The sequence below is a fragment of the Gardnerella sp. C0026F2 genome (assembly GCF_056590715.1).
Map to the genome: position 1 here is coordinate 99,321 of NZ_JBWPWR010000002.1, position 26,417 is coordinate 125,737.

The 26,417-nt window shown below is 41.5% G+C and carries 25 protein-coding genes; 9 read left to right on the top strand and 16 right to left on the bottom strand.

Features of this window, described 5'->3' with window-relative positions; all coding sequences use genetic code 11:
• Window positions 1-23 precede the first annotated feature (23 nt).
• From AC1EK3_RS02895 to AC1EK3_RS02910, 4 genes are all read right to left on the bottom strand, one after another.
• On the bottom strand, window positions 24-1,016 hold the full coding sequence (locus AC1EK3_RS02895) for an ABC transporter permease (protein WP_480033586.1): 993 nt from the start codon (window positions 1,014-1,016) through the stop codon (window positions 24-26).
• A gap of 12 nt (window positions 1,017-1,028) precedes the next feature.
• On the bottom strand, window positions 1,029-1,955 hold the full coding sequence (locus tag AC1EK3_RS02900; protein WP_480033585.1) for an ABC transporter permease: 927 nt from the start codon (window positions 1,953-1,955) through the stop codon (window positions 1,029-1,031).
• Between the two features lie 204 nt (window positions 1,956-2,159).
• Window positions 2,160-3,788: a peptide ABC transporter substrate-binding protein gene (locus tag AC1EK3_RS02905; RefSeq protein WP_480033584.1), complete on the bottom strand. Its 1,629-nt coding sequence runs from the start codon at window positions 3,786-3,788 to the stop codon at window positions 2,160-2,162.
• Between the two features lie 386 nt (window positions 3,789-4,174).
• Window positions 4,175-5,143: a tyrosine recombinase XerC gene (locus AC1EK3_RS02910; protein WP_480033583.1), complete on the bottom strand. Its 969-nt coding sequence runs from the start codon at window positions 5,141-5,143 to the stop codon at window positions 4,175-4,177.
• Between the two features lie 85 nt (window positions 5,144-5,228).
• On the opposite strand from AC1EK3_RS02910, the gene AC1EK3_RS02915 reads away from it, so the two are divergent.
• Window positions 5,229-5,522: a DUF6725 family protein gene (locus tag AC1EK3_RS02915; RefSeq protein WP_480033582.1), complete on the top strand. Its 294-nt coding sequence runs from the start codon at window positions 5,229-5,231 to the stop codon at window positions 5,520-5,522.
• 38 nt (window positions 5,523-5,560) lie between these two features.
• Here AC1EK3_RS02915 and AC1EK3_RS02920 read toward each other — a convergent pair whose 3' ends face one another.
• From AC1EK3_RS02920 to asnB, 10 genes are all read right to left on the bottom strand, one after another.
• Window positions 5,561-6,664, bottom strand: a complete 1,104-nt coding sequence (locus AC1EK3_RS02920) for a prephenate dehydrogenase (protein WP_480033581.1) — start codon at window positions 6,662-6,664, stop codon at window positions 5,561-5,563.
• Complete coding sequence (locus AC1EK3_RS02925; protein WP_480033580.1) at window positions 6,658-7,653, bottom strand: prephenate dehydratase domain-containing protein; 996 nt, start codon at window positions 7,651-7,653, stop codon at window positions 6,658-6,660. Before AC1EK3_RS02925 ends, AC1EK3_RS02920 begins: the two co-directional genes overlap by 7 nt.
• A gap of 147 nt (window positions 7,654-7,800) precedes the next feature.
• Window positions 7,801-8,208, bottom strand: a complete 408-nt coding sequence (locus AC1EK3_RS02930; RefSeq protein WP_421790079.1) for an alcohol dehydrogenase — start codon at window positions 8,206-8,208, stop codon at window positions 7,801-7,803.
• Window positions 8,209-8,251: 43 nt separating this feature from the next.
• Window positions 8,252-10,177: a translational GTPase TypA gene (gene typA, locus AC1EK3_RS02935; protein ID WP_480033579.1), complete on the bottom strand. Its 1,926-nt coding sequence runs from the start codon at window positions 10,175-10,177 to the stop codon at window positions 8,252-8,254.
• Window positions 10,178-10,368: 191 nt separating this feature from the next.
• Complete coding sequence (locus AC1EK3_RS02940; protein WP_004105096.1) at window positions 10,369-11,208, bottom strand: ParA family protein; 840 nt, start codon at window positions 11,206-11,208, stop codon at window positions 10,369-10,371.
• Window positions 11,209-11,256: 48 nt separating this feature from the next.
• Window positions 11,257-12,216: a site-specific tyrosine recombinase XerD gene (gene xerD, locus AC1EK3_RS02945; RefSeq protein ID WP_480033578.1), complete on the bottom strand. Its 960-nt coding sequence runs from the start codon at window positions 12,214-12,216 to the stop codon at window positions 11,257-11,259.
• Window positions 12,217-12,310: 94 nt separating this feature from the next.
• Window positions 12,311-12,694, bottom strand: a complete 384-nt coding sequence (gene rplT, locus AC1EK3_RS02950; protein ID WP_004105106.1) for a 50S ribosomal protein L20 — start codon at window positions 12,692-12,694, stop codon at window positions 12,311-12,313.
• Between the two features lie 68 nt (window positions 12,695-12,762).
• Window positions 12,763-12,957, bottom strand: coding sequence for a 50S ribosomal protein L35 (rpmI, locus tag AC1EK3_RS02955; protein ID WP_004128670.1), 195 nt, complete (start codon window positions 12,955-12,957; stop codon window positions 12,763-12,765).
• Entirely contained in the window at window positions 12,938-13,675 is a 738-nt protein-coding gene (gene infC, locus AC1EK3_RS02960) for a translation initiation factor IF-3 (protein ID WP_064621401.1), read from the bottom strand. The genes rpmI and infC overlap by 20 nt, the downstream gene beginning before the upstream one ends.
• A 254-nt stretch (window positions 13,676-13,929) precedes the next feature.
• Window positions 13,930-15,816 (bottom strand): asparagine synthase (glutamine-hydrolyzing), encoded by a 1,887-nt coding sequence (gene asnB, locus AC1EK3_RS02965; protein ID WP_004105112.1) that lies wholly within the window; start codon window positions 15,814-15,816, stop codon window positions 13,930-13,932.
• A 300-nt stretch (window positions 15,817-16,116) separates the two neighbouring features.
• Here asnB and AC1EK3_RS02970 point away from each other — a divergent pair, with 300 nt between their 5' ends.
• The 4 genes from AC1EK3_RS02970 to AC1EK3_RS02985 all read left to right on the top strand — a co-directional run bounded on the left by AC1EK3_RS02970 (window position 16,117) and on the right by AC1EK3_RS02985 (window position 19,230).
• Window positions 16,117-16,914, top strand: a complete 798-nt coding sequence (locus tag AC1EK3_RS02970; protein WP_415687026.1) for a thiamine diphosphokinase — start codon at window positions 16,117-16,119, stop codon at window positions 16,912-16,914.
• 371 nt (window positions 16,915-17,285) lie between these two features.
• Window positions 17,286-18,341, top strand: coding sequence for a type I glyceraldehyde-3-phosphate dehydrogenase (gap, locus tag AC1EK3_RS02975; RefSeq protein ID WP_391496350.1), 1,056 nt, complete (start codon window positions 17,286-17,288; stop codon window positions 18,339-18,341).
• Between the two features lie 176 nt (window positions 18,342-18,517).
• Window positions 18,518-19,018, top strand: coding sequence for a Cys-tRNA(Pro) deacylase (gene ybaK / locus AC1EK3_RS02980; RefSeq protein WP_004105119.1), 501 nt, complete (start codon window positions 18,518-18,520; stop codon window positions 19,016-19,018).
• Window positions 19,019-19,155: 137 nt separating this feature from the next.
• Window positions 19,156-19,230 (top strand): 50S ribosomal protein bL37, encoded by a 75-nt coding sequence (locus AC1EK3_RS02985; protein ID WP_369803150.1) that lies wholly within the window; start codon window positions 19,156-19,158, stop codon window positions 19,228-19,230.
• A 71-nt stretch (window positions 19,231-19,301) separates the two neighbouring features.
• On the opposite strand, the gene AC1EK3_RS02990 is transcribed toward AC1EK3_RS02985, so the two are convergent.
• On the bottom strand, window positions 19,302-19,976 hold the full coding sequence (locus tag AC1EK3_RS02990) for a sigma-70 family RNA polymerase sigma factor (protein WP_480033577.1): 675 nt from the start codon (window positions 19,974-19,976) through the stop codon (window positions 19,302-19,304).
• Window positions 19,977-20,125: 149 nt separating this feature from the next.
• Here AC1EK3_RS02990 and AC1EK3_RS02995 point away from each other — a divergent pair, with 149 nt between their 5' ends.
• The 4 genes from AC1EK3_RS02995 (at window position 20,126) to AC1EK3_RS03010 (ending at window position 24,876) form a co-directional block, all read left to right on the top strand.
• Window positions 20,126-20,905 carry an exonuclease domain-containing protein gene (locus AC1EK3_RS02995; protein ID WP_480033576.1) on the top strand — a complete coding sequence of 260 codons (780 nt, stop codon included), beginning with the start codon at window positions 20,126-20,128 and terminating at the stop codon, window positions 20,903-20,905.
• Window positions 20,906-20,930: 25 nt separating this feature from the next.
• Window positions 20,931-22,736: a UDP-N-acetylmuramoyl-L-alanyl-D-glutamate--2,6-diaminopimelate ligase gene (locus AC1EK3_RS03000; RefSeq protein ID WP_415683420.1), complete on the top strand. Its 1,806-nt coding sequence runs from the start codon at window positions 20,931-20,933 to the stop codon at window positions 22,734-22,736.
• A gap of 134 nt (window positions 22,737-22,870) precedes the next feature.
• On the top strand, window positions 22,871-24,112 hold the full coding sequence (locus AC1EK3_RS03005; RefSeq protein WP_480033575.1) for a carboxylate--amine ligase: 1,242 nt from the start codon (window positions 22,871-22,873) through the stop codon (window positions 24,110-24,112).
• Window positions 24,113-24,147: 35 nt separating this feature from the next.
• Window positions 24,148-24,876 carry an aspartate/glutamate racemase family protein gene (locus tag AC1EK3_RS03010; protein ID WP_421784466.1) on the top strand — a complete coding sequence of 243 codons (729 nt, stop codon included), beginning with the start codon at window positions 24,148-24,150 and terminating at the stop codon, window positions 24,874-24,876.
• Window positions 24,877-24,893: 17 nt separating this feature from the next.
• On the opposite strand, the gene AC1EK3_RS03015 is transcribed toward AC1EK3_RS03010, so the two are convergent.
• The gene (locus tag AC1EK3_RS03015; protein ID WP_480033574.1) at window positions 24,894-26,351 is read right to left on the bottom strand and encodes a bifunctional folylpolyglutamate synthase/dihydrofolate synthase; all 1,458 of its coding nucleotides are present in this window, start codon (window positions 26,349-26,351) and stop codon (window positions 24,894-24,896) included.
• Window positions 26,352-26,417 lie beyond the last annotated feature (66 nt).

Genomic DNA, 26,417 nt, shown 5'->3' on the forward strand with positions numbered 1-26,417 from the left:
GTTTCTATTCCTTCACGATGATTTCACGCCTTGCGGCTCTTTGGATCCAATGCATCCTTAACAGCGTCGCCCATCATAATAAAAGCGAGTACTGTAATTGCGAGCGCAATAGACGGATAGAACAAGACTTCTGGGTTTGTTGTAAGAACATTTCTAGCGGTAGAAATATCTCCACCCCAGCTGACCGTAGTAGTTGGCAAACCAATTCCCAGGAAGCTTAATGTTGCTTCCAGCACAATATATGTTCCAAGCGAAGTTGTTCCAACAACAATGATTGGAGCCAAAGAGTTCGGGATAATATGTTTGAAAAGGTTACGTGTTGGAGTAGATCCTAAAGCAGTAGAAGCTGTATTAAACTCAAGGTTCTTTGATTCCATAACGGCGCTTCTTGCAATTCGAGCTACACCAACCCATCCAAAAAGCACCATAACAAGTACGATTTTCCAAATTGACTTAGATGTGCGGAACATTTGTAAAACTACGATTGCACCAAGAAGCATTGGCAAAGCCAAGAAAATATCAGTTATTCGGCTGAGAATAGTATCAACCCATCCTCCGAAGAATCCTGCTAGTGCACCAATTAAAGAACCAACAAGTACAACCAAAATCGTTGCAAGCAAACCGACACTCAACGATGTACGAGTGCCATAAACAACTCGAGCGTAAATATCGCATCCTTGCATATCAAAACCAAATGGGTGCGCAGATGAAGCTGGCTCAAGCGAATGTTCCAAAACACAATAATTAGGATTGTGCTTTGTAAGAGTGCTTGGGAAGAACGCAACAAAAATAATTGCAATAATCAAAATTGTAGAAACAATAAACAATGGATTTCTGCGCAAAGTTCTCCAAGTATCTGCCCACATACTTGTTGCAGTAGCGGATTCGTCTACAGAATCTACTGCTTGAATAGGAGTATCGTCTAACGATGCAACATAGCGTTCTTGTCCCGGCAATGTATCGCAATTCGAAGCATCATTTGCAATCAAATCATTTTTCATCAAATCATCTTCCATAGTTTGCTCACCTCACGCGTAACGAATGCGCGGATCAAGAGCCGCGTACAACATATCAACAAGGAAATTGCTAAATACGAATATCAATGTCAAAAGCGTTACGATGGAAACAACAAGGTTTCCTTCTCCCTTTAGAATTCCTTGATATGTGATGAATCCAACGCCATGAATATTGAAAATTGTTTCCGAAATCATTGCGCCGCCCATAAGAGCACCCAAATCCTGACCTAAGAAGGTAACAACAGGAATAAGCGAGTTTCGCAAAATATGGCGAACAATTACAGAACTTTCTTTTAAGCCCTTTGCGCGAGCTGTACGCACATAGTCGAGAGCAATATTTGAAGAAATTTCAGACCTTGTAAGTCGAATAATATATGCCATAGACACAGAACCAAGAACCATTGCAGGAAGAAGCAAATCGAAGAATCCAGGATCGTTACTAGCTGTAACTGGTAATATGCGCCATTTAACACCGAATAAGTACTGTCCAACGAAACCTGTAACAAATGTTGGAACAGAAATAAGAAGAAGCGATACAACCAAAATTACACTGTCGTACCACTTGCCTTTCTTCAAACCTGAAATTATACCAAATACGACACCAAATATTGCTTCGAAAGCAAATGCCATAATTGCTAGTTGAATAGTAACTGGGAATGCACGACCAATTTCATCGATAACTGGTTGACCTGCAAAAGTATTACCAAAATCGAGGGTAAGAGCATTCTTTAAGAATAATAAATATTGAACAATAAATGGTTTATCTAAGTTATACTCGGCTCGTATTTGTGCAGCCACTGCAGGATTAACAGGTTTCTCGCCAAACATTGCTTTTACTGGATCTCCAGGCAAAGCAAATACTAAAGCATAAACTAATAATGTTGTGCCGAGAACAACAGGAATCATCTGCAAAATACGACGCAGAATGTACTTACCCATCGAATTCTCCTTGAATTGTTAAAACTTACTCAAAAAACAACAAAGTGCCGCTCCAGCTAAAGTGGCTTTACTTAATCTTACTTCAACTGGAGCAGCAATCTCGCAATAAGCGATATTAAATTATTGAGAGGAATCAAATAGCGTTACTTACTAATTTTCTAAAGAGCATGTAACGCTATTCTGTTTTCTCGATTGATTACCAACTTATTTGTGAAGCTGATAGTACAGTGGCATATTCTGCCAATCCATTGTGAAGCCCTTCAAAGTTGGAACCATCACAGCCTTAGCGTTCGAGTAGAACAATGGGATTGATGGAAGTTCATCAAGAAGGATTTCGTTTGCTTGCTGATAGAGCTTAGTAGCTTCTGCTGGCTTAGCAGATGCAGCCTTCTTAAGCAAATCGTCAAACTTTGGATTCTTATAATCACCATCGTTGGAACCATTGCCATCAGCTGCAACGGATGCAAACTGCTGAGTCAAGTAGTTCTCTGCACTTGGATAATCTGGCATCCAGCCTGCACGCCATGCACCCTTAATCTGACGCTTGGAGCAAGCATTACGGAACTCCTGGAATGTAGGAATTGGAGTAGTTTCAGCCTTGATTCCCAAGTTGTTCTTCAAAGAATTCACAACAGCATCGAACACGGACTTTGCGTTTCCATCAGCATTGTAGGAGAAAGTAAGAGATCCATCATACTTGGAAATCTTATCTGCCTTAGCCCAAAGTTCCTTAGCTTTCTTTGCGTTAAATTCAGTGTTCTCATGACCCTTAAGATCAGCCTTATAGCCTGGAGTCAATGGAGAAGTAAATTCGTTTGCAGGAGAAGCAGTGCCATTAAGAATCTTGTCGATGATTACCTTACGATCTATAGCCATAGAAACAGCTTGACGACGAAGCTTACCCTCTTCAGTATTCACATCGAAGTGTGGGAGGCTTGAAGAAATAGTGAACTGCTGAATTACAGAACCTGGACGGTTGTAAGCCTTAACAGTTGTATCCTTCTGGAAAGTCTTAGTTTGCGTATCTGGAATGTTATCGGTTATATCGAGGTTTCCAGCCTGAACGTCGCGGTATGCAGCGTTGCCATCTGTGTAAACCTTGAAAGTAACACCATCATTCTGAGCCTTACGTGGACCCTCGTAATCTGGGTTCTTCACAACTTCAATCTGCTTGTTGTGATCCCAAGACTTGAACAAGTATGGACCAGAAGAAACTGGCTTTTCGCCATAAGCCTTTGGATTCTTGTAGAAGGATTCTGGAAGTGGAGCGAATGCCAAGTAACCAACCTTAATTGGGAATACAGAATCTGGCTGTTCCAAATCAACAGTAAAAGTATTCTTATCAACAACCTTCAAACCAGAAAGCTGCTCGTCACCCTTGGTGTCTTTCTTCTGCAAATCCTCATAACCCTTAATAGTCTGGAAGAAGGAAGCGCACTTCTGAGCGTTCTTAGCGTTAGCAACGAAGCTCCAAGCTTTAGTGAAGCTCTCAGCGGTAATAGGAGTACCATCGCTGAACTTCTTTCCCTTCTTAACCTTAACGGTGTACTGGGTGGCATCAGCATTTGGAGTAATGCTTTCAGCATCCTCATTTACAGGATTACCCTTTTCATCGAAAGTTACCAACGTGGAATTAACCAACATGCCAGGACGAGCGCCAGCGTTTTCGTTAATGTTTCCAGGAACTAATTCGTTCTGCGGCTCAGAATTTGAAACGGTAATAATAACCTTGCCACCGTTTGTTTTTGCATTCTTAGCGGAAGAGCCACAGCCACCAAGTAACATTGCCAGCGAGCAGGCAGCAGCAGCAAAAGCTAAAGCCTTATTCTTCATATATTTTCTCCTAACGTCTGGTAGGCAGGATTGTCATATCATGAAAAAGTCAGGAACAGGCTAAAACGTAAGAATCCACCCGGTTTTTATTGCCAGATGGATTCTTGCAAGCCAATTACGAGGCCTCTTCATTGATTAAAATTCAATGATACATATTTTTACAAACAACGCAATAGCAAAAGAAAAATGAGAAAAAATATTCTACATTCCTAATAATTAATTATTTTATTCTAAAATTAATTATAAATATCGAAAATTTTATTATACTAACAGTAAAATTTATTGTTTTTTACACGTACATATATATTACATAAATGTAAATAAAATATTTATTATGTAAAAAACATGTTAAACATGAATAATTAAATATCTAAAAACATTTAATATCATGCACGCGGAAAAGCTTGAGAATACTTACGTTTTAAAGATTCAATAGAAACATGAGTGTAGCGCTGAGTAGTATTAAGCGATGAATGCCCCAATAATTCCTGCACTTCGCGTAGATCTGCTCCACCATTCAACATATGCGTCGCAGCACTATGCCGCAAAGCATGAGGAGAAATATCCGGAACATGCGCACTCTTAGCCTCGTCATGCACAATCTGTCTTACCAAACGCTGATCAATACGTTTTCCGCGAGCGCCAAGAAATACTGCCTCTTCAACAGAATTTCGCAATAAAATTTCTCGTCCATCTTCAGAAATCCAAGCAGATAAAGCTTTATAAGCAGGAACCCCAAAAGGCACAACACGCTGCTTATTTCCCTTACCAGTAACTTTTATAGTGTGCGAGGAAAAATTAATATCCTGAATATTTAAACTAGTAAGCTCGCCAACACGAATACCAGTCGCATATAAAAGCTCCAAAATTGCAGCATTGCGGAGCTCTACAGCTTTCTGATTTTTGGTACACGAAGATGAAACATTAGCTTTAGAATCAACATTATTCATTAATGATTCTGCTTGATATTCATCCAAAACAGATGGCAGCATATTCTTAATTTTTGGAGTCATCAAAATTTCTGCAGGATCACTGCTTATGTATTCAACATGCTGACACCACGCAAAAAAACCACGCACCGCAACTACTTTGCGAGCCAAGCTTGAACGCGCATGACTTCGCGACTCATCAGCCATCCACGAACGCAAATCATCCGTAGTAAGCTCCGAAATATTATTAAATCCGTGCCGATTACACCATGCTAAACATTGCAAAATATCACTGGCATAAGCTTTCTGTGTGCGCTCCCCCAAGCCTTTATTAGCGCGAACATAATCAATATAATCATCTATTAAACTCATATATTTAGAAGGTAAGCCTAAGAAATTTTCAGAAACAGATTTATTGTTTCTCATGCTTAACTCACCCTTCCATAAAAGTTTAAAACAAAACGTTTGCCATATACTTCAGTCACATGCATAATACAACAAGGAGCATGTTATGAACACACAAACACGGAATTTAACTACACTACCACAGCAAATACCTGCAGGCTCACGCGTAGTAGTAAGAACTTACAAAATTATAGAAGATAATAACAATGGAACACAAAAAATCGAGTATCATGATGCGATTGGGCACGTACTCGAGTGGGACGGTGTAATGCTTCATTTGCTTCGAGATCCTGCAGCAAACGGCACTAGAGCTGCCGAAGAAATGTTCATTGATGCCAAAACTATTTACCGATTAAAGCCAATCCCAGAACGCAAATTTCAAAAGCCGCTCAAAATATAGACATTAAAACTCGCGCCACAGCAAGCAAGGAACTCACATTATAAGTTGCTCAGAGAATTATCTGCGCGCAATAGCAGTTGCAAAGATTCGTCGGTATTAAATCCGGAAAGTTCAATAATGGATTCACCCGAGCGCGCGGATTCTAGTAATTCCTGCTGCCAATTGCTACTGGAATCATACTTCCACAATCTACTATTTGCAGCATCATTTTGCTTAGCAGCATCGCTTTGTTGCGTACTAGTTTTAGACGAGTTGCGCTGCTGGTATTTATATTCTCTCCAAGATTGAGCTTTAGCAAAAAACTCTTGCTCTAAAGCATCCGCGCTTTCAACATCATTATCTAACATATTTGCAGCAAAAGTTAGCTCCGAAATTACAGAATGCAATAATTTCGCAGTATTATGCCGATTTTCACTTACCATAGCGCGAGTGCGTTGCGGATCCGTAAGAGCAACTCGCGTCATATCTCGCCAGGAACCTGCAGATAGTTGTAAAGCAATAGCGCGATTAGATTGTTCGCACAAAACATTTGCGAGAGCTGTTGCAACAACATGAGGCATATGAGAAATAAGAGCTGCAGAATTATCGTGCGTTGCATCATCCAAAACTATTGCGCGATTCTTGCATAGCGGAACAATCATTTGCAAAACATTTCTAACTCGCCAAAACTCAGTAGAATCATCAACAGTTAAAGCCCATAAAGCACCATTTAAAAGCTCATCACTAGAAGCTTTCCAACCAGTAAATTCACTACCAGCCATAGGATGCGCACCAACGTAACAATCTTGCAAACCTGCGTCTTTTACTTGCTCTCGAACTAAAGTTTTTACACTGCCAACATCGCTAATAGTTGTGCAAGATTTGTCAATATAAGGTGCAATTTCATGCAAAATACTTGGCATAGCAGCTAAAGCATTGCATAAAATCAAAACATTTGGACGAAGTTTTGCTAAATCTTGCACTTTTTCTACGCAAGTAATTCCTAAACTTTTAGCTTCGTCATAAGGCTCATTATGACGATTCCATGCATATACGTTGCAATTTGCCAGCTTAGCAAGTCGTTTTGCAAGAGATCCTCCAATAAGACCAAGACCTACAATACCAACAGAAAATTTTTGCGAAAATTCAGCATCTTCTACCATAATAATTCTCTTTCTGCACGCATTACGTTCAAATTATGCAAAGCATCAACCGAAGGCTCAACACACACTCCACCATGAGGCAGCATCCAATCATTCATAACTGGATTATTGCGCTTATCGGAAGGATACACTGCTAAAGCTCGAACCCAATCGCCATGTTCGACAACCTCTTGAATCATAGCTTTACACATAAAATCCCAAGGAGCAGCATCAACAGTTGCAATAAAACTGTATAAACCGCCTTGCCCTTTAATCGGTCTCGACATAAAAGAAGTCATGTTAAGACCGTGATCACGCACAACATCAAGCAAATTTGCTAACACTCCAGCACCTGTGCAACGCGGAATAAACGCAATAATTGAGGAAAATGATGAAAAGTTTTCTCGCTGAACATTAACAAAATCTAAAGCCTGATCTCGAGGAGCTAGCACTAAAAACTCAGTTCGCGCGCCAGAAAAATCTTCAACTGCTTCACTCACAATCTGCCTATTGTATAAATCAGCACAAATTTTAGGACATAAAGCAACTTCGCCAGGGACTAAATCCCTACAAGCAGCAGCATTTGAAGACGCAGTTTTTTCTTTCAATCCACGCTCTTGAGCAAACTTACGGCATTGTGCCAACGCGTGCGGGTGAGCAACAATAGTAGAACAGTTATCGATTGAATCTGATTTGCAAATAACAGCATCAAAACTAATATCGACGCCGACGCGAGCAATACCAACCATATTTTTTGCATCGATTAGTAAATCTAAATTAGGTATTACAACGCCTTCAATATTGTTTTCCCACGCAATAACACCCCAATTGTGATTCTCTTCAATTTCACTAGCAATACTAAGAACATTCTCGCAAGCAGTTGGAATAAGTTGCAAATTATCAAATGATTGTAACTGCTGTTGAACTTTTAAAGCTGCTTGATGAGTAAAAGAACCTTCCGGCCCTAAATAGCATAATTTACGTGAGCACTTACTGTTACTACTATTCATAAGTATTCCTTAAAAACTGTTGCAGTTAAGAATATTGTAATCAAGACTACTGTAAAAAATACTGCTTAATACTGCTTAATACTTCTTTGTATGCAAAATTCACAGCGAAGTCGCGCTTAAATTATTGCAAATTCTTAACTTATTTTACTATTCAATAACAAACCAACGCTGAGGCATACAAAGCAAAACTAAGTGAGCAACAATAACACCGTAAAGCCACAAATATCCCACATATTGCGAACACCATGGCAACGGTATTGTGAAACCAACAGGTACAAGAATTGCACTGCCAATAAAACCTAATGCGAGAATCCAAGCAAATGCGGAGAAAACTATTGCGTGAATAAGTAATCCACTCCAACCACTACGAGATCTTGCACACCAAGCAGACAAAAACAGCAAAAGCATAGATAATGCAAATCCGTAAGGAATATTATCCACTGCACCGCAGCGATGAGCAAAAGTACCAATCAACGCGCATATTAGCGCAGAAACACACGTGGTCGCATACCTGCCCCACGAAGGCAAGCGATGCGACCACGGTTTCGATGACATAATAAAACCTAACGTTCCATTACTAATTGGTATATTGCAATTATCACGCAGCGTTGTTGTTTTGACGACGCTGCTTAGCACGCCACTTATACCACTCATCGCGGCTCAAAATAATCTTGCGCACGCGAATTGCTTCAGGAGTTACTTCCACGCACTCGTCTTCGTTAGCAAAGTCAAGAGACTCTTCCAAGCTCATCTTAATTGGTGGAGTTAAAGTTTCAAGCACGTCAGCAGTTGAAGAACGCATGTTAGTCATATGCTTAGCAAGCGTAATATTTACATCCAGCTCGTCTGGCTTGTTGTTAATACCAACGATTTGACCTTCGTAAACTGGGCTTTGTGGATCAACGAAGAATATGCCACGAGCTTGCAAACGCTGCATAGCATAAGGAGTTGCAACACCCTTACGGTCGCAAACCATGGAACCATTCTGACGAGTCACAATCTGACCAGCCCATGGAGCATAACCGGCGGAAATAGAGCTTGCAATACCAGTTCCGCGAGTAGAAGAAAGCAAAGCTGTGCGGAAACCGATAAGACCGCGAGAAGGAACGGTAAATTGCAAACGAACCCAACCAGAACCGTGGTTGCTCATAGAATCCATACGACCCTTACGATCAGCCATAAGCTGAGTGACGGTACCCATGTACTCTTCTGGGACGTCAATCGTAGTGCTTTCCATAGGCTCATTAATTTGACCATCAATAGTCTTGGTAACAACCTGAGGACGACCAACTGTAAGCTCGTAGCCCTCGCGACGCATCTGCTCAGCTAACACAGCCAAAGCAAGCTCGCCACGACCTTGAACTTCCCAAGCATCTGGACGCTCAGTTGGAAGAACCTTAATAGAAACGTTACCAATAAGCTCGCGATCCAAACGATCCTTAATCATACGAGCAGTAAGCTTATGATCTTTGCCTTCAGTTCCAGCAAGAGGAGAATCGTTTACGCCGAAAGTCATAGAAATTGCAGGATCGTCGACATGAATTAATGGAAGCGGCTTTGGATCGTTTTGGTCAACGATTGTTTCGCCAATCATAATGTCGTTTACGCCAGCAACAGCAACAATATCGCCAGGACCTGCAGAAGCTACAGGAGTGCGCTCCAAACCTTGAGTGCGAAGAAGCTCAGAAACACGGAAGTTTTCAATGGAACCGTCGACGCGGGAAAGACCGTAAGTCTTGCCCTTTTCCAAAGTACCATTGTAAATTCGCACTAAACCAAGACGACCCAAGAAGTCAGAGGAATCAATGTTTGCAACATGAGCTTGAAGAGGAGCGCCTTCTTCGTATTCAGGAGCTGGAATGTTTGAAATAATAGAATCAAACAATGGCTCCAAATTATCGTTATCTGGCAAACCACCATTTTCAGGCTGATTAACAGAAGCATAACCAGCTTTAGCAGCGCAATAAATCACTGGCAAATCAAGCAAAGCGTCGAGATCGAGGTCAATACCTTCCTCGACAACATCCTGAGCCAAGCCAAGAAGCAAATCTGTAGATTCGCCAACAACTTCTTCAATACGGGCATCTGGACGATCTACCTTATTTACGCACAAAATAACAGGAAGCTTAGCTTCCAAAGCTTTACGAAGCACAAAGCGAGTCTGTGGAAGAGGACCTTCAGAAGCGTCAACCAACAAAACAACGCCGTCAACCATAGAGATACCACGCTCGACCTCACCACCGAAATCAGCGTGACCTGGAGTATCAATAACGTTAATAGTGATACCTTCTGGATGACCATACTTTTCAGCTAATGGACCTGTGTACTGAACAGCAGTGTTCTTAGCAAGAATAGTAATGCCCTTTTCGCGTTCCAAATCATTGGAATCCATAACGCGATCTGGAACTTCTTCACGCTCAGAAAATACGTGCGACTGCTGAAGCATGGCGTTTACCAGAGTGGTCTTACCGTGGTCTACATGCGCCACAATTGCCACATTTCGAATATCACCGCGAACAGTCATCACAAACCTCTTCCATTCTTCGCGTTTAAGTAATTATTAACATGCAACCATTTAAGCTATAAACATCAGCTAAAACAGTAGCTATATACCTTATTGACGAGCACCCAAATAGGTAAGCTGCCAAACCGCACCGATTTTACTAGCGAGCTAAGACAGCATTACAAAATACACTAACGCAGAATCACAAGAACTTAAGCAACAACACCTTTAGCAATAAGCTCACGCGCAACTTCACGGTACTCTTTTGCAGTCTTGTGTTCAGGAGCAAAAATAGTGATAGGAACTGCAGCAACTGTAGAATCTGGCAGCTTAATAGAACGCGAAATCACGGAATGCAAAACTTTATCTTGGAAAGCTTCATAAATGCGCTGCAACACTTCCTCACTATGAAGCGTGCGAGTATACATAGTGACAAGAACTCCAAATACTTTAAGATTTGGATTAATACGAGATTGTACCTTCTCAATTGATTGCATAAGAAGAGCAACGCCTCGAAGAGCAAAGAACTCTGCAGCAAGTGGAATAATCACGCCATCAGCTGCTGTTAACGCATTTACAGTAAGCAAGCCGAGAGAAGGCTGGCAATCAACTATAATAACATCGTATTCGTCGCGCACTTTGCGCAATACGCCTGCTAATATTTGCTCTCGTCCTACTTCGGTTACTAACTGAACTTCAGCTGCAGATAAATCAATATTTGCAGGAATAATATCAATATTTTCTGTTTCAGTATGACGAATTACGTCGTGAACGTCTACAGACGAATCAAATAATGCCGTATAAACTGTATTATCAAGTGCATTTGCGTTAATTCCAAGTCCAACTGTTGCCGCACCTTGCGGATCGAAATCAACAATCAAAACGCGACGACCATACTGACTTAGTGCGCCAGCAATATTAATGGAACTTGTAGTTTTACCAACTCCACCTTTCTGGTTGCACATTGCAATAATGCGAGCAGGACCGTGTGAAGTTAACGGCTCTGGTGCATGAAAAGTTTCGTATTCGCGTCCAAGTAAATCAGTAGGCATGCTCCCCACTTTATCAACAGGTATACTCACGAAACTCTGAGCATAAAATTATTTAGCTCGAGGATGGCTCATTACATAAGCTTCAACTAATGCGTCGGGACTAATATGCGTATAAATTTGAGTTGTTGTAACTGAAGCATGTCCAAGCAACTCTTGAACTGTGCGCACATCAGCACCGCCTGCAATAAGATGCGTTGCAAGAGAATGACGCAGCGTATGCGGATGCAATGGTTTGTCAAGTTTTGCGCGCTCGCCAGCTTGCGTTACTATTGCCCATGCTGATTGGCGAGAAAGTGCATTACCTCTCTTATTTAAGAAGATTGTGTGCAATTCACGTTTACCCTTTAACGCTAATTCTGGGCGAGATTTCTCCATATAGTTACGAAGAGCACGAACAGCACACCCACCAATCGGAACTAAACGCTGCTTAGAGCCTTTACCAGTAAGTTTTACAACAGACTCGTTTAAATCAATATCTTCAAATTTTACGCCAACTGCTTCCGAAATTCGCGCTCCAGTAGCGTATAAAAATTCGAGAAGAGCAGTATCTCTAATCGAAATAGCATCGGAACTTCCAAAATTTCCTGCAGCTTCAATAACTTTATTTACTTCTTCAATACTTAAAACATCCGGCAAATACTCGGCTTGTTTTGGAGCTTTTACTTGCGCTGAAACGTCAGCTTGTATGTCGCCATGAGCAAGCATAAAGCGATGCCATTCGTGAATACTCGCAAGTCGACGCGCAACTGTCCTAGTCCCCAACCCTAATTCATTCAAAGTTCGAATGTATGATTCAATATCTAATTGAGAAATAGTAGTAATATCTTTTATTTTTCGTTCGTCGTAAAGCCAGCATGTGTAATCTTGCAAATCTGAAGCGTATGCAGATACTGTTTTTTTAGAAAGACCACGCTCAATATCAATATGCGCAATAAAGCGTTGAATATAAAGTGCAAACTCTTCAGGAATATTATTTTTCCTATTGTCAGAATCAAGATTTGAGCGCATATAAACAATTATAGCTAATAAGTAAATTTGTTGATTTAAAAGAAAAAGCCCACCTAAATTGGTGGGCTTAAAATAAAACTCTATTAAAGCAAAATCAGGCTTCAACTGGAGCGTTTACATCAGCTGGCAACGCAGCCTTAGCAGCTTCAACAACAGCCTTGAAAGCTTCAATATCGGAAACTGCGAGCTCAGCAAGAGCGCGACGATCCAATTCGATGCCTGCCAAGTGCAAGCCCTGAATGAAGCGATTGTAAGTGATGCCTTCAGCGCGAACTGCTGCGTTAATGCGCTGAATCCACAACTTGCGGAAATCACCCTTGCGAGCCTTGCGGTCGCGGAAGTTATAAGTAAATGAGTGGAGCAGCTGTTCCTTTGCCTTGCGATAAAGACGGGAGCGCTGACCGCGGTAGCCAGAAGCCCTCTCAAGAACAACGCGACGCTTCTTGTGAGCGTTTACTGCGCGCTTTACTCGTGCCATAAGTATTCCTCAGCTTTCTTAAAAATTTTCGATTGCGTATTCGTTTACAAGCAATTCTTACTTGTTACTTACTTAACGAGCAAGCCCTTAAGCTTCTTGCTCTGCGCAGTAGCCAATACTTTATCTTCAGAAAGAGCACGACGCTTACGAGCCGACTTGTGCTCCAAGTTGTGGCGCATGGCGCTACCATCGTGCATCACCTTACCGGTACCGGTAAGACGAACGCGCTTGGACGCTGCGGAATTAGTTTTCATCTTCGGCATTGCTGCCCTCCTTGTGATGTTGATCGGATTGCATAGCATTTACTGCAGCTGCAGCTTGTGACTGAACCTCTTGCTTAGCCGCAAGACGAGCAGCCTGACGAGCTTGACGCTCAGCGCGAGATTCAGCGCCACGACGACGCTGCTCAGACTGTGTATGAATTTTCTTGCCTTTTGGAGCAAGAGTCATAATAATATTTCGACCTTCTTGCTTTGGCGCAAACTCTACTGTGCCACTTTCAGAGACCTCATCTGCAAGTCGGCGCAACAATTCAACGCCACCAACTGGACGAGATTGCTCACGGCCACGCAACATAATAGTTACTTTTACCTTGTCTCCGCCGTTCAAGAAACGAAGCACATGACCTTTCTTCACATCGAAATCGTGATCGTCGATCTTGAGGCGGAAACGAATTTCCTTAACCTCTGCGACAGTCTGATTACGACGTGCTTCACGAGCCTTAATCTTTTCGTTGTACTTGTACTTACCGTAGTCAATAAGCTTGGCTACTGGAGGCTTAGCAGTAGGTGCAACTTCGACAAGATCGAGGTTAGCTTCCCTTGCAAGGTTTAACGCGACAGAGGTTGCGATAACTCCCACTTGCTCGCCCTTTGGACCAATAAGGCGCACCTGAGGGACTCGAATTTCCTCGTTAATGCGTGGTTCGTCGCTAATGATGACTCCAATCCTTCTAAATACTTGTAAGATGTAATACACCAAGAAGTCCAAGAGCTTAAGATTCACTACTTCATATCAATAAAACGCTATATAACAGCGCAGCAAGCAGCACAAGAAGCTAACTTGCGTGACCGAAGTCATGAACCCGAAACCACAGTAGGCTTCCAGGTGGGGACATCCCACTTTCTTGATTACTCAAGCCGAATGTCTATTATACTAGAAGCCTTGACAAAAAGGCAGTCAACACACGAAACGTGTTTTGACTGCCACAAATCAAAGCTAGAACTATGCGATTTCTACGCTAACTGCATTGGCTCAGGCTTCAATCCATCGTGATTAAAGTACACATCATACCAAGTCAGGAATGTGTAAACTGTCCAAATCTTACGGCGATCGTCATTTTTCTTTGCATAATTATCGTCAATCATACGAAGTAAAGCATCTCTATCGAAGAATTTAGCAGCATCGTCACTTTCAAACGTCTTACGAACAATCTTATAAAAACGTTCCTCACGCAACCAATCCTTAACTGGCACAGGGAAACCAAGCTTTTCTCTGTCATACCAAGCTTTTGGCAAATGACGGGACGCAGCTTGTCGGAAAGCAAACTTCGTATTTTCATCAGTAATTAAATACTTAGTAGGAACTTTTTCTGCAACATCCATAAGAACGCGATCAAGCAAAGGCACGCGAAGCTCCAAAGAATGTGCCATAGTCATTTTATCTGCCTTAAGCAAAATATCTCCTGGCATCCATTGATGCATATCGAGATATTGCTTTTTCTTAACTTCAGAAAGTCCCTTACCAGCAATTCTATTGTAAATAGCATCGACAATGCTGCGAACACTAGGACCTTTGCGATACTCAGGTTTCAAAAGTTTTACAGCATCTTCCTCATTGAAAACCTTTGACTGACCGATAAAATGCTCCTCAGCTGGAGCCAAATTAGCGTACAAATGCCACGCTCCGTGGAAATGCTTACCCTTTGCAGCTCGACCAATCGCGTAACGCAACTTTTTTGGCAACTTTGCAAGCATGCGAGTCACAACTTTAATAAGTTTAGAACGCGTATGAACACCATAATCAATGTATCCTGCAAATAATTCATCTGCTCCCTCACCGCTTAGCACAACGCGTAAATCTTGCGAAGCTAATTTTGCAAGGAAGAATAATGGGACGCAAGAGAAGTTAGAATCAGGTTCGTCCAAATACCACTGAATTTGTGGGAAATAACGGAATGCGTCAGCAGCGTCAATAATTTCAGATTTATTGTTTAAGCCAATAATTTTTGCCAATTCGCTTGCTTGTTTGGATTCATTGTATCTTCCACCAGCAAAACCAATAGAATATGTGTGTTCAGGGCGCGCAACAGCGGCAACATAACTTGAATCAACTCCAGAAGAAAGGAACGAACCAACTTCAACATCTGCAATTTGGTGAGCTTGAACAGAATCACAAACTGTTTTATCGATAGAATCAACTAATTCATTCAAGCGTTGCTTTGTTTCTTTGAAATTAGGATCGTAATATTGCTCAATCTTCATTTCACCATTCTTATACGTAAAGCAGTTACCTTCACGCAGCTTAAAAACGCCCTTGAAGAAGGTTTCGTTAATTGCAGGATATTGGAATGTCATAAACGGCTTAAGCGCATTTTCGTTAAGTTCCTTCTTAAAATCTGGATGGCGCAGTAAAGATTTAATTTCGGATCCGTACATAAAAGTACCGTTCATTTGCGCATAATAAAAAGGCTTAATACCGAAATGGTCGCGAGCGCCGAACAATTCTTGAGTACTCTTGTTCCAAATAACGAATGCAAACATTCCGCGTAAACGATTAAGTAAGCCTTTACCCCACTCTTCGTAGCCGTGCACTAATACTTCTGTGTCGCAATCAGTGTGGAAAGTGTGACCAGCTTTAATAAGTTCTTCGCGAAGTGGCTTGTAGTTATAAATCTCGCCATTGAAAGTAACTGCAAGATTCCCATCCTCGTTGTACATAGGTTGGGATCCACCGTGAAGATCTATAATGCTAAGTCGACGAAAACCGAGTGCTGCGTGTTCGTCAATCATAGTTCCATACTCGTCAGGACCACGATGCGCAATCACATCTGTCATATCTTTTACAATTTGGCTTTTGACGTTAATTGGGGTGTCATTAATGAACCCTGCAATTCCGCACATTTATTTCTCCTCGTAGAATATACAACACAGCATTACGTTAGTCTACTAGCAAATAATTAACGAAAATCCATAATAACTTGGAAAATCTAACTTGCCATGCAATATTACACCAAGCACTTTATGTTAAGCGAGTATTAGTCTAAAAAATTCCTGTATTTGCCGGAATAAAAGCAATCAAATACGCTAATATAAAATCCAAAAAATGGCATAAAACATAGTCAAATGTTGGTTGACACTACGCTTATAAACTCTTGTTATAAATGTATGCCATCAGTACAAATGCAGCGTTATTATGTTGCTATGGAACCTTTGCAACGCTGCGTAGTATTAGCAGCAGGAGATTATTACGATCATACGCGTGAGCATGTGCCAGATCGCGCTTTAACAATTGCAGCTGATGGAGGCTGGGATCATGCATGCGAATTAGGTCTGCATGTAGATGCACTTATCGGCGATTTTGACTCTGTTAGATTAAAACTCCCTACTGATGCAGTTATTACTAGATTGCCTGCAGAAAAAGATGATCCGGACTTGCTTTCTGCGTTAAAAGTTGGCTGGGCTAAAGGCTCTCGAGAATTTCATATTTTTGGAGGATTAGGTGGTCGAGTTGACCATACTATTTCTAATATTCAACTTATGGTTCGTTTAGCACGTCGCGGCGGAATTGGATTCTTGTACGGCGACGGTCAAATTGTTACAGCAATACATGATGGATCTCTTGATTTTCCAGCATCATCTGGAGATGATTTGCGCATAGTTTCTGTTTTTTCTCATACTCCAGTTTCTAATGATGTAAATGAAGTTGGATTAAAGTATCAGCTTAAACACGCAACCATGCATGGAGATGCGGTACAAGGTTTAAGTAACGAATTATTAAATGATACGCCGGCTCATATTGACGTTCATGAAGGAACACTTATTGTAACCTTCCCTATTAACACTCCATTGCCACAGGTGAGCTGGTTTAAAAGACCAATTGGAGATTTAGGCGAAGTCGATACTTCTATATCGGAAGCATTAGCAGTTCCCCTTGAAAGCGAGACTACTCCAACATATTCGACTACTGCAGCTGCTGAAGCAATGACGTATAACGAATAGGCGAAAACTTTAGTTTGCACAAATGGCTGACGAGAATCTTTTAGTTGAAAACTCGTCAGCTTTTTTCTTTTTAAAATTACATGCGTTGTTCAATTGAACAATATTGATTCGTAAAATGTTATGCAAAAATGCAACTGGAAACTATCAAAAAATTCACAAAAACACTCATAAAACACAGCATGTTAACGCTCACTGTTCTCACAATGCATTATTGCAATAAAAGTGAGCTATGTTACAACTCTTCGTACATACCGCACACTAAAATGAACACCGTTAATTCAAATAACGATGACCTAAATGCGTGAGTTTTCATCGCGAAAATAGCGCGACTTAAAACGTTGCGCACGAGGTCTCACTCAAGGGAGAACCACATGACAGTCAAGATTGGTATTAATGGTTTCGGTCGTATCGGTCGTCTCGCATTCCGTCGTATTTTTGAGCTTCAAGCTCGCGGCGGTCAAGCAGGTGATATCGAAGTCGCAGCCATCAACGATCTGACCACCCCTTCGATGCTCGCCTACTTGCTCAAGTATGACAGCACCCACGGCACATTCCGCCACGATGACGGCACCCCAGTTGAGGTAACCTCTACCGAAGACGCAATCGTTGTAGATGGCAAGACTTATAAGGTTTACGCCGAAAAAGACGCAAATAACATTCCATGGGTTAAGAACGATGGCGTTGAATTCGTTCTCGAATGCACCGGTTTCTACACTTCTGCAGAAAAGTCTCAGGCTCACTTGAACGCAGGTGCTAAGAAGGTTCTTATTTCTGCCCCTGCTAAGGACGAAACCACTCCAACAGTTGTGTTCGGCGTTAACCACGAAATCTTGAAGGCTTCTGACAACATTGTTTCCGCTGGTTCTTGCACCACCAACTCCATGGCTGCAATGGTGAAGTTGCTTCAAGACAACTGGGGAATCAAGTCCGGCTTCATGACCACAATTCACGCCTACACCGGCACTCAGATGATTCTCGACGGCCCACGCGGCTCTAAGCCACGCAACAACCGTTCCGCAGCTTGCAACACCATTGAGCACTCCACCGGCGCTGCTAAGGCAATCGGCAAGGTTGTGCCAGAAGTTAACGGCAAGCTCCAGGGTCACGCACAGCGCATTCAGGTTCCAGACGGCTCTGTTACCGAGTTGACTACTGTTCTTGAGAAGCCAGCAACCTCTGAAGAAATTAACGATGCTTTTAAGAAGGCTTTCGAAAACTGCGAGTACTTCGGTTACAATGCAGACAGCATCGTGTCTTCTGACATCATCGGCGACACCCACGGTGGCGTTTTCGATCCAACTCAGACCGATGTGAACACTGTTGACGGTGTAACTTTGGCTCGTACCGTTACCTTCTACGACAACGAGTACGGCTTCACTTCTAACATGATTCGCACTCTTCTTTACTTCGCTGAAATCTCCGAGTGATTTCTCTAAGCATCGATCAGCAATAGCTGGTTGTGCGAATATTTAATATATAAACCCCTTGTGGAGCTTTCTAAGCTCCACAAGGGGTTTATATGTTTAATATACATTAAGTCAACAGTCGGTATAGCATATCATGTAACACAATTTGACAGTTGAGTATAAGGCACGGTAACAAAATGAGTAAAAAACATGCAGAAACCGGAAAAGCAACTCCAGCTATTGCGCAACTCGAAAACGCAGGCATCACCTTCCGCATAGCGCAATACGAGCATGACGCTGATCACATGGACGACGGCTATGGAATTGAGGCTGCTGAGAAGCTAGGCGTAAGCGCAGCTCAAGTTTGCAAAACTCTTATGGTTGACACTGGTGAAAAGCGAGTGGTTGGAATTGTTCCAGTAAATGGACGTCTCAATATGAAAGCAATTGCAGGAGCAGTACACGCAAAGAAAGCAAGTATGACAAGCCCAGAAGTTGCGCAACGAGAAAGCGGCTACGTAGTTGGCGGAATTTCACCATTTGGACAAAAAACGCACCATGAAACAGTACTAGATAGTAGCGTAATGCAATTTGATGAGATTCTTGTTTCTGGAGGAAAACGAGGATTGGACGTAGTTCTTAATCCTCAAGATATCGTAACATTATTAAACGCAACTGTAGCTGATATAGCAGCATAAGCAACATAAGCTTTATTACTGCAAATATTGCTACCAACAAGTGATTACTCGCACGAGATTAGTACGTTGGCAAATATAACGTCTTGGCAACGTGCGATAATCCCTAAGGTTGTTCATTAATCGTTAAGGAGTGCATTATGGGTATGCGTGGCCGCAAGCGCAAGGCGCGTCGTAAAAAAGCAGCGAATCATGGCAAAAGGCCAAATGCTTAAGCTATAAATTCGCTTATACATACTGTAAAGCCCACGTCAATCGTGGGCTTTTTTGTTTTAGCATACTTTTATTAACCACAATAATCAGAAAGCTCACGTTTAAGTTGCATGCGAGCGCGATTAAGTCTGCTCATAACAGTTCCTATTTTTACGCCTTCTTCTTGGGCAATTTGTTTATAAGATTTACCTCGAATAGCAACTTCAATAAAAACTTTTCTACGCTCAGGCGGCAACTTACTAAGCGCCGCAATAATCTCTTGTGGAGCAAACCCTTCTAAATATTCTTGTTCAGCAGAAAGCATCCCTTTTGCGCAATGATTAGAAGCCTCATAGATATCCCAATCATTGTAGTCGCCAGTTTCATCGTTAGCACGTTTAGGGCTTCGTTTTGCTTTCGCGTACTGATTAAAATACAAATTTCGTTCAATCCTGTTAATCCAGGCAGCAAAATTTGTGCCAGGCTGAAAAGTTTCAAAAGATTTAAGAGCACGCTCAAAAGTATCTTGCACTAAATCTTGCGCATCCTGCGCATTTTGCGTAAAACGCATAGCTTGAGTGTACAAAGGATCAACGCAAGTAGATACAAGTTGTTCAAATCTTTTGCGTCGACTTTCCATTGCAGAACTTTGCTTAGTATTTACTAAACGATCACTAAATAAGCGAGCATTACAATTTTTTGCACTTTGTTTTTCAGCTCTTACGCTTTTAGAGCACATAACATTTGTCTTCTCGATTTGCTCACTCATATATCTAATAATACTTTTACTTTGCGCATATCGCTACTAATTTATCGTGCTGCACAGCGCAACGCAGCGCGAGATGATAACAGAGCGCAACACAATAACGCAGCGCGGCATAGTGTGACATTGCGTGACATTGCGGTAGTATTGTGACTATGCCAACTCATATTCAAGAATTGTTAAATGCTTTAGATTTAGCACCTAAGCAAGATGAAAATACATTACTTGCTGAATCATGGTTACTTGGTTTCGACACTGAAACTACAGGTGCAAATATTGGTAAAGATGCCATTGTTTCTGCAACTCTAGTATTACGCAATCCTGAACCAGCTCACGCTGGAGATGTGGTATCAACTTGGTTAATTAACCCTCATCAGCCTATGAATCCTAAGGCAAGCGAAGTAAATGGTTTCACAGACGAATACCTTCAAGAACACGGCGGAGAGCCTGAAGAAGAACTTGAATTCCTTGCGCGCGCAGTAAGCATGGCTCAAGCTAAGAATATTCCACTACTTGCTTATAACGCTCCATTTGATATTTCAATGTTACGTCACGACTTGAAGCGTTGGCATCTTACTGCGCTAGAAGAACGCGCAACTTGTTCAATACATGCACTAAACGCTAATGACATTCTTACTGTCGATCCTCTTGTTATCGATAGAGCTGTTTCTAGAAGATCCGGCAAGCGTACTCTCACTATTACATCTCAATTTTATGGAGTTGAACCAATCGGAGATTTCCACGATGCTACAGCAGACACAGTTGCAGCTCTTGATTTGATTGCTCCAATGAGCAAACTATATGAGTCAGTAAGTTGCATGAGGCTGAATACTATGATGGATTGGCAGCGCGAAGCTTATATTAATTGGCGAGATAGCTTCAATCAATGGCTGCAATCTCACGGGCGTGAGCCTATTACTGGAACATGGCTATAAAACATTTGGTGAAAAGAAGTAAATTATGATCATGCATAACACGTTGTCATTAACAAGCGCAAGTGAAATTTTGCAACACTATGGTTTGTTGCGCGAAATGATTCAATATTGTAAAGCAGAAGATACCAATAGTGCTAATACTGCTAATACTAAAGAAAAAACTGTAGACTCTACTCATTCTCGAAATGAAATATGGTCTTTAAATCCGTATTATTTCCCAAATATTGATGCAGACGAGTGCTTCACTAACGCAACTTACGATACTCGCGATATTACACCTGGAACACTTCTGTTTATTAAAGGCAATTTTAAGTCAGAATATCTTTTAGATGCAGACAACAAAGGACTTGCTGCATATGTTGCTGAACAAAGCTACGCACAATACACAAAAGCTGTTGGTTTAATTGTTACGGATGCTAAAAAAGCAATGAGCGTGCTTGCAGCAGTATTCTTTGGAAATCCACAAGAAAAACTCACTATTGTTGGAATTACTGGAACTAAAGGCAAAACAACTACAGCCTACTTTACTCACGCTATTCTAAACTCCCATTCGCACGGTAAAGCAGCACTGTTTTCTTCAGTAGATAATTGCGTAGACGGAAAAAATTACGTTGAATCTAATTTAACTACTCCTGAAAGTTTTGACGCTTTCAAAATGATGCGCGAAGCTGTAGATAACGGCATGAAGTATCTTGTTATGGAAGTTTCTTCGCAAGCATATAAGGTGAATCGCGTATACGGTCTTAAATTCGATGTTGCAGCATTCTTAAACATTAGCCCAGACCATATTAGCCCTATTGAGCACCCAACTTTTGAAGATTACTTGTATTGCAAACGACAAATTATTGCAAATACTAAGCGTTTAGTACTAAATTCTGATACAGATCACGCAGATCTTCTTTTACAAGATGCGGAACGCAACAATGTGCTCGTAACAACTTTTGCTCGCATTAAAAAAGATGAAATAGAAAGCGACGCTTGCGAAAATGACAATTTCGATGATATTGACGACGATCGCATAAATTATTGCACTCCTGCTAACGATGATGACTACACAGAATTACTTACTCCTGACTACATTGCAATGCCAGTAGAAAATAGTGAATCACATTGCATCGCTATGCGAGACTCAAGCGAAGACGACGACTACGAAGATAGGGGATACGAAGAAGACGTGCACTACTGCCCTATTGACGAATTCGCATTGTCTATTGCAGGAGATTTTAACTACGAAAATGCTTTAGCTGCAATCGCTATTGCAGGAGAATTGGGAATTAATCAAGATACTGATTTACACGCGTTACACGCTATTGAGAACGTGAAAATTTCTGGACGCATGGAAGTTTTCAAAGACACGCACTCAAATATGATTGCAGTTGTCGACTATGCGCATAACTACATTTCTACAAAATCAGTTCTTGACTTTGTAGAAGAACGCTACGGCAAATTTAATCCTCGAATTACGCTAATAACTGGTTCCACAGGAGATAAAGCTGTCGACCGTCGTAAAGAAATTGTTGAAGCCGCGCAAAACCGCATAGAACAGTTTATTTTCACTACTGAAGATACTGATACTGAAGACGTAATGCATATTTGCGAGGATATGCAAAGTTATGTTACGAACCCAAATGTTTCTTCACGCATTATTATCGACAGAGCTGAAGCAATAGAGTACGCTTACAACGATGCTGCCAACAGCGAACAAAAAAATGAGAGATTAAACATTCTTCTTGCTATTGGTAAGGGCGATGAACGTTGGATTAAAAACAAACGAAAGCATGTGCCGTATGAGGGTGATTCATTCGTAATAAAGCGTCTTTTTGGTCTGTAATACGCTTATGCGAAAGTATGAAAATATACGAATAAAATAAACGCAATTACTGCATAAACTAAATAACAAGCTAGCTAACAAACTAAATAACAAACAAGTTAAATAACAAACTAAAACAAATGAAGAAGATACAAATGAATAATCAACGATTCCAACCTGTGTTACTCGGTAGCGATATAAACGCATATGGCATGGCTCGAGCATTCCATGAAGAATATGGCATTACTTCAATTGCTTTTGCGCACTTCCAACTTTCACCTACGAAATTTAGTAAAATTGTCGATGTGAGAATTGTTCCAGGCTTTGGAGAACTTCCTACATTCCGCAATACAATGCTTGATTTTGCTAAATCATGGTATCAAGAGCATCCTAATACCAAGCTTCTGCTTATTCCTTGCGGCGACGTATATGCGAACCTTCTGAGCCAATGCGGTGATGAATTGCACGAATATTTTGCTTTCCACACATTGCCAAATTCGCTCAATCGCCAGCTTAGCCTTAAAAGCTCATTCTATAAAACTTGTGAAAAATACAATCTTCCTCATCCAAAAACTAAAGTTGTAAACGCTCAAGAAGTAGCAGCGCACGCTTATGAAGATTTGCCATTCAGCTTCCCTATTGCTATGAAACCAGCGAATAGCACTAAATGGCTTGATATTGATTTTGAGGGACGCAAAAAAGCTTTTATTATCAATACTCCGCAAGAACTTGACACTCTTATTCAACGCTCGTACAAAGCTGGCTACGATGACGAAATGATTTTGCAAGACTTTATTCCTGGAGACGACAGCCGCATGCGTGTGCTAAATGCTTACGTTGATAGCGACCATCATGTGCGCATGATGTTTCTAGGACACCCTCTGCTGGAGGATCCAACTCCAGAAGCAATCGGAAATTATGCAGCTATTATTCCAGACTACAATGAGGAAGTTTTCCAAAATATTAAAGCATTTTTGGAAGATATACGTTACGTTGGCGTAGCTAATTTTGATATGAAATACGATGAGAGAGACGGAAAGTATAAGCTTTTTGAAATCAATTTACGTCAAGGACGTTCAAGCTATTTCGTCACTTTAAACGGATTTAATATTGCTAAATATTTTGTTGAAGATTTAATTGACCATAAGCCTTTTGATGGAAATACTGTGTTCGGCCGTGGAGAAAAGCTGTGGATGGAGATTCCGCGATCGATATTTTGCAATTATGTAGCAGAAGGCGATGAAAAGAAGCGCGGTCTTAATATGATTCGTCGCGGCGATTGGGGCACTACGCTAGAATATAAAAAAGATATGAATCTGCTACGCTGGTTGATGATTCGTCATATGTTTTCAATTTACACAAGACGTTACGCAGAATTTTTCCGCAACAAAGCGTGAAAATTATTACGTAACTTTGAAGGGAATATGAGACAATGAAACGTCCGTTTTTTGCTGTACTCGGCGGCATGGGCACACTTGCAACAGAAAGCTATATTCGTTTACTTAACAAAGAAACGCATGCGCATAACGATCAAGAGTTTTTAGATTATGTGGTGTTCAATGATGCTTCTGTGCCAGATAGAACAGCATATATTGTTGGCGAATCATCCGAAAGCCCATTCCCTACTCTTGCAGACGACATAGCTAAAGCAACTGCGATGGGTGCTTCATTTATTGTGCTCACGTGCAATACTGCGCATTACTTTTACGATAAGTTCCAAGCACTTACCGACGTGCCAATTATGCATATGCCGCGTGGTGCTGTAGCTGAAGTTTCTAAACGTTATCCAAAGTCTAAATGTAACCGTATTGGATTCTTAGGTACTGCAGGGTCGCGTAAAGCTGGAGTGTATCAGCGCGCTATAGAAGAAGCAGGATACACATTCGTAGCGCCCGACGACGATTTACAAAAACGCATTACATCACTTATTTATGATGATGTAAAAGGCACAGGCGATCTTAATTTACGCCGTTACGAGTCCGTTTTAAGCGACATGCTTGACCCTGCAGGAGCGTGCCGTTGCGACGCACTTATTCTGGGTTGCACAGAATTAAGCGTGCTTAATGAAGCTTTCCCTCTTCCGCAAATACCGTTAGTTGACGCTCAAGCAGTACTTGTAAAAAATACTGTAGAAAAAGCTAAATCTTTGCGAATTAAGTAGCAAAAATAGCTTAATTTTCAAGACTCGTCAATATTTGGGTGGATTGCTACGCGCTGATCCTTTGGCTTTTTTAGATCCGGATTCACGTGCTCAACAAGCATTGTGCGCGCATCTCCTGCAGTGACGAAACTACCGCAAATAAGCACTCCGTGACCATAGCCCACACCAAGCTCATCGTCTTCATCAACTAAATCAACAGCAGTTTGAATAGCATCCGGCAACTCGTCAACACGAATTACGCGATCCTCGCCAAATACGCCTACAGCAATCTTTTCGAGCTCTTCTGGATCCATAACACGGTCGCGCCAAGAATTACGCGTAACAACAATCTTCGTCAAAATAGGCTCAAGAACGCCCAAGTATTCTTCAACTTGCTTATCTGCCATCATTGCCACAACGCCAATAAGCTGCTCAAAATGATAGTTTTCTTCAATAGTTTCGCGAAGAGACTCAGCAGCATTCACGTTATGTCCACCGTCAATGATGATTGTCGGCGAAGTACGAACCTGCTCAATACGACCAGGAACCTTAACCTGGCTTAAAGCTTCTGCAACCAAATCGCCATCCAAAGCACCATTTACAGGCAGCACAACCTCTGCAGCGGCAAGAGCTGCCAAAGCATTATGAGCCTGATGTTTGCCAAACTTGTCAATCGGAACATCCTCATAAGTGCCAAGAGGCGTACGCAAAGTAACAACCTGTCCACCAACTGCAGGAGTACGAGACACAACTTCAAGTTCGCCATCGCCATAAGAAGAATCGCGCAATAATGTAGCATGATTGCGCTCCGCAACTTCCTTAATAATTGGCAAAACCTTAGCTTCATGCGGCTGAGGACCCAAAATAACAGTGCAATTTGGCTTAATAATACCAGCCTTCGTGCGAGCAATCTCTTCAACAGTGTTTCCAAGCCATTGCATGTGATCCATATCAACCGGCCCAATAATTGCAGCATCAGCATTCATAACATTGGTGGCATCCCATTCACCACCCATGCCAACTTCCATAACAGCAACATCAACAGGAGCATCCGCAAAAGCCCAAATTGCCATGGCTGTAAGCACTTCAAAAAAGCTCATTTTTGGCTTACCGTCAGCCTCCATGCGAGCGTCAACCATGTCGATAATGTCTTTCATTTGATCCCACACATCAACGAACTGATCGTCACTAATTTCCTGTCCGTCAATCATAATGCGCTCGTTTACGCGCTCCAAATGTGGAGAAGTATATAATCCGGTTCGCAAACCGTATGCTCGACAAATCGACTCAGCCATTCGAGCAGTAGAACCTTTGCCGTTCGTACCAGTTATGTGAATAACACGCATAGACTGCTCTGGATGACCTAAAATATCGAGAATAAGACGCATGCGATCCAAGTCGAGATTAGTTTTATTATGCTCTGGAGCTCGGCTCATAATATCGCGTTCAATATCAACAATTCGCTCATTATTGCGATTTGGATTTTCAATAGACATAACTACTCCCCCTAATTTTTACGCTCGCTTACTCATTTTCCAACTATCTAGATTAGTTGATACCAA

Excerpts from the sequence above, each read along its gene's own strand:
- AC1EK3_RS02895 (WP_480033586.1), bottom strand. The coding sequence starts at position 1,016 with ATGGAAGATGATTTGATGAAAAATGATTTGATTGCAAATGATGCTTCG.
- AC1EK3_RS02900 (WP_480033585.1), bottom strand. The coding sequence starts at position 1,955 with ATGGGTAAGTACATTCTGCGTCGTATTTTGCAGATGATTCCTGTTGTT.
- AC1EK3_RS02905 (WP_480033584.1), bottom strand. The coding sequence starts at position 3,788 with ATGAAGAATAAGGCTTTAGCTTTTGCTGCTGCTGCCTGCTCGCTGGCA.
- AC1EK3_RS02910 (WP_480033583.1), bottom strand. The coding sequence starts at position 5,143 with ATGAGAAACAATAAATCTGTTTCTGAAAATTTCTTAGGCTTACCTTCT.
- AC1EK3_RS02915 (WP_480033582.1), top strand. The coding sequence starts at position 5,229 with ATGAACACACAAACACGGAATTTAACTACACTACCACAGCAAATACCT.
- AC1EK3_RS02920 (WP_480033581.1), bottom strand. The coding sequence starts at position 6,664 with ATGGTAGAAGATGCTGAATTTTCGCAAAAATTTTCTGTTGGTATTGTA.
- AC1EK3_RS02925 (WP_480033580.1), bottom strand. The coding sequence starts at position 7,653 with ATGAATAGTAGTAACAGTAAGTGCTCACGTAAATTATGCTATTTAGGG.
- AC1EK3_RS02930 (WP_421790079.1), bottom strand. The coding sequence starts at position 8,208 with ATGTCATCGAAACCGTGGTCGCATCGCTTGCCTTCGTGGGGCAGGTAT.
- typA (WP_480033579.1), bottom strand. The coding sequence starts at position 10,177 with ATGACTGTTCGCGGTGATATTCGAAATGTGGCAATTGTGGCGCATGTA.
- AC1EK3_RS02940 (WP_004105096.1), bottom strand. The coding sequence starts at position 11,208 with ATGCCTACTGATTTACTTGGACGCGAATACGAAACTTTTCATGCACCA.
- xerD (WP_480033578.1), bottom strand. The coding sequence starts at position 12,216 with ATGCGCTCAAATCTTGATTCTGACAATAGGAAAAATAATATTCCTGAA.
- rplT (WP_004105106.1), bottom strand. The coding sequence starts at position 12,694 with ATGGCACGAGTAAAGCGCGCAGTAAACGCTCACAAGAAGCGTCGCGTT.
- rpmI (WP_004128670.1), bottom strand. The coding sequence starts at position 12,957 with ATGCCGAAGATGAAAACTAATTCCGCAGCGTCCAAGCGCGTTCGTCTT.
- asnB (WP_004105112.1), bottom strand. The coding sequence starts at position 15,816 with ATGTGCGGAATTGCAGGGTTCATTAATGACACCCCAATTAACGTCAAA.
- AC1EK3_RS02970 (WP_415687026.1), top strand. The coding sequence starts at position 16,117 with ATGGAACCTTTGCAACGCTGCGTAGTATTAGCAGCAGGAGATTATTAC.
- gap (WP_391496350.1), top strand. The coding sequence starts at position 17,286 with ATGACAGTCAAGATTGGTATTAATGGTTTCGGTCGTATCGGTCGTCTC.
- ybaK (WP_004105119.1), top strand. The coding sequence starts at position 18,518 with ATGAGTAAAAAACATGCAGAAACCGGAAAAGCAACTCCAGCTATTGCG.
- AC1EK3_RS02990 (WP_480033577.1), bottom strand. The coding sequence starts at position 19,976 with ATGAGTGAGCAAATCGAGAAGACAAATGTTATGTGCTCTAAAAGCGTA.
- AC1EK3_RS02995 (WP_480033576.1), top strand. The coding sequence starts at position 20,126 with ATGCCAACTCATATTCAAGAATTGTTAAATGCTTTAGATTTAGCACCT.
- AC1EK3_RS03000 (WP_415683420.1), top strand. The coding sequence starts at position 20,931 with ATGATCATGCATAACACGTTGTCATTAACAAGCGCAAGTGAAATTTTG.
- AC1EK3_RS03005 (WP_480033575.1), top strand. The coding sequence starts at position 22,871 with ATGAATAATCAACGATTCCAACCTGTGTTACTCGGTAGCGATATAAAC.
- AC1EK3_RS03010 (WP_421784466.1), top strand. The coding sequence starts at position 24,148 with ATGAAACGTCCGTTTTTTGCTGTACTCGGCGGCATGGGCACACTTGCA.
- AC1EK3_RS03015 (WP_480033574.1), bottom strand. The coding sequence starts at position 26,351 with ATGTCTATTGAAAATCCAAATCGCAATAATGAGCGAATTGTTGATATT.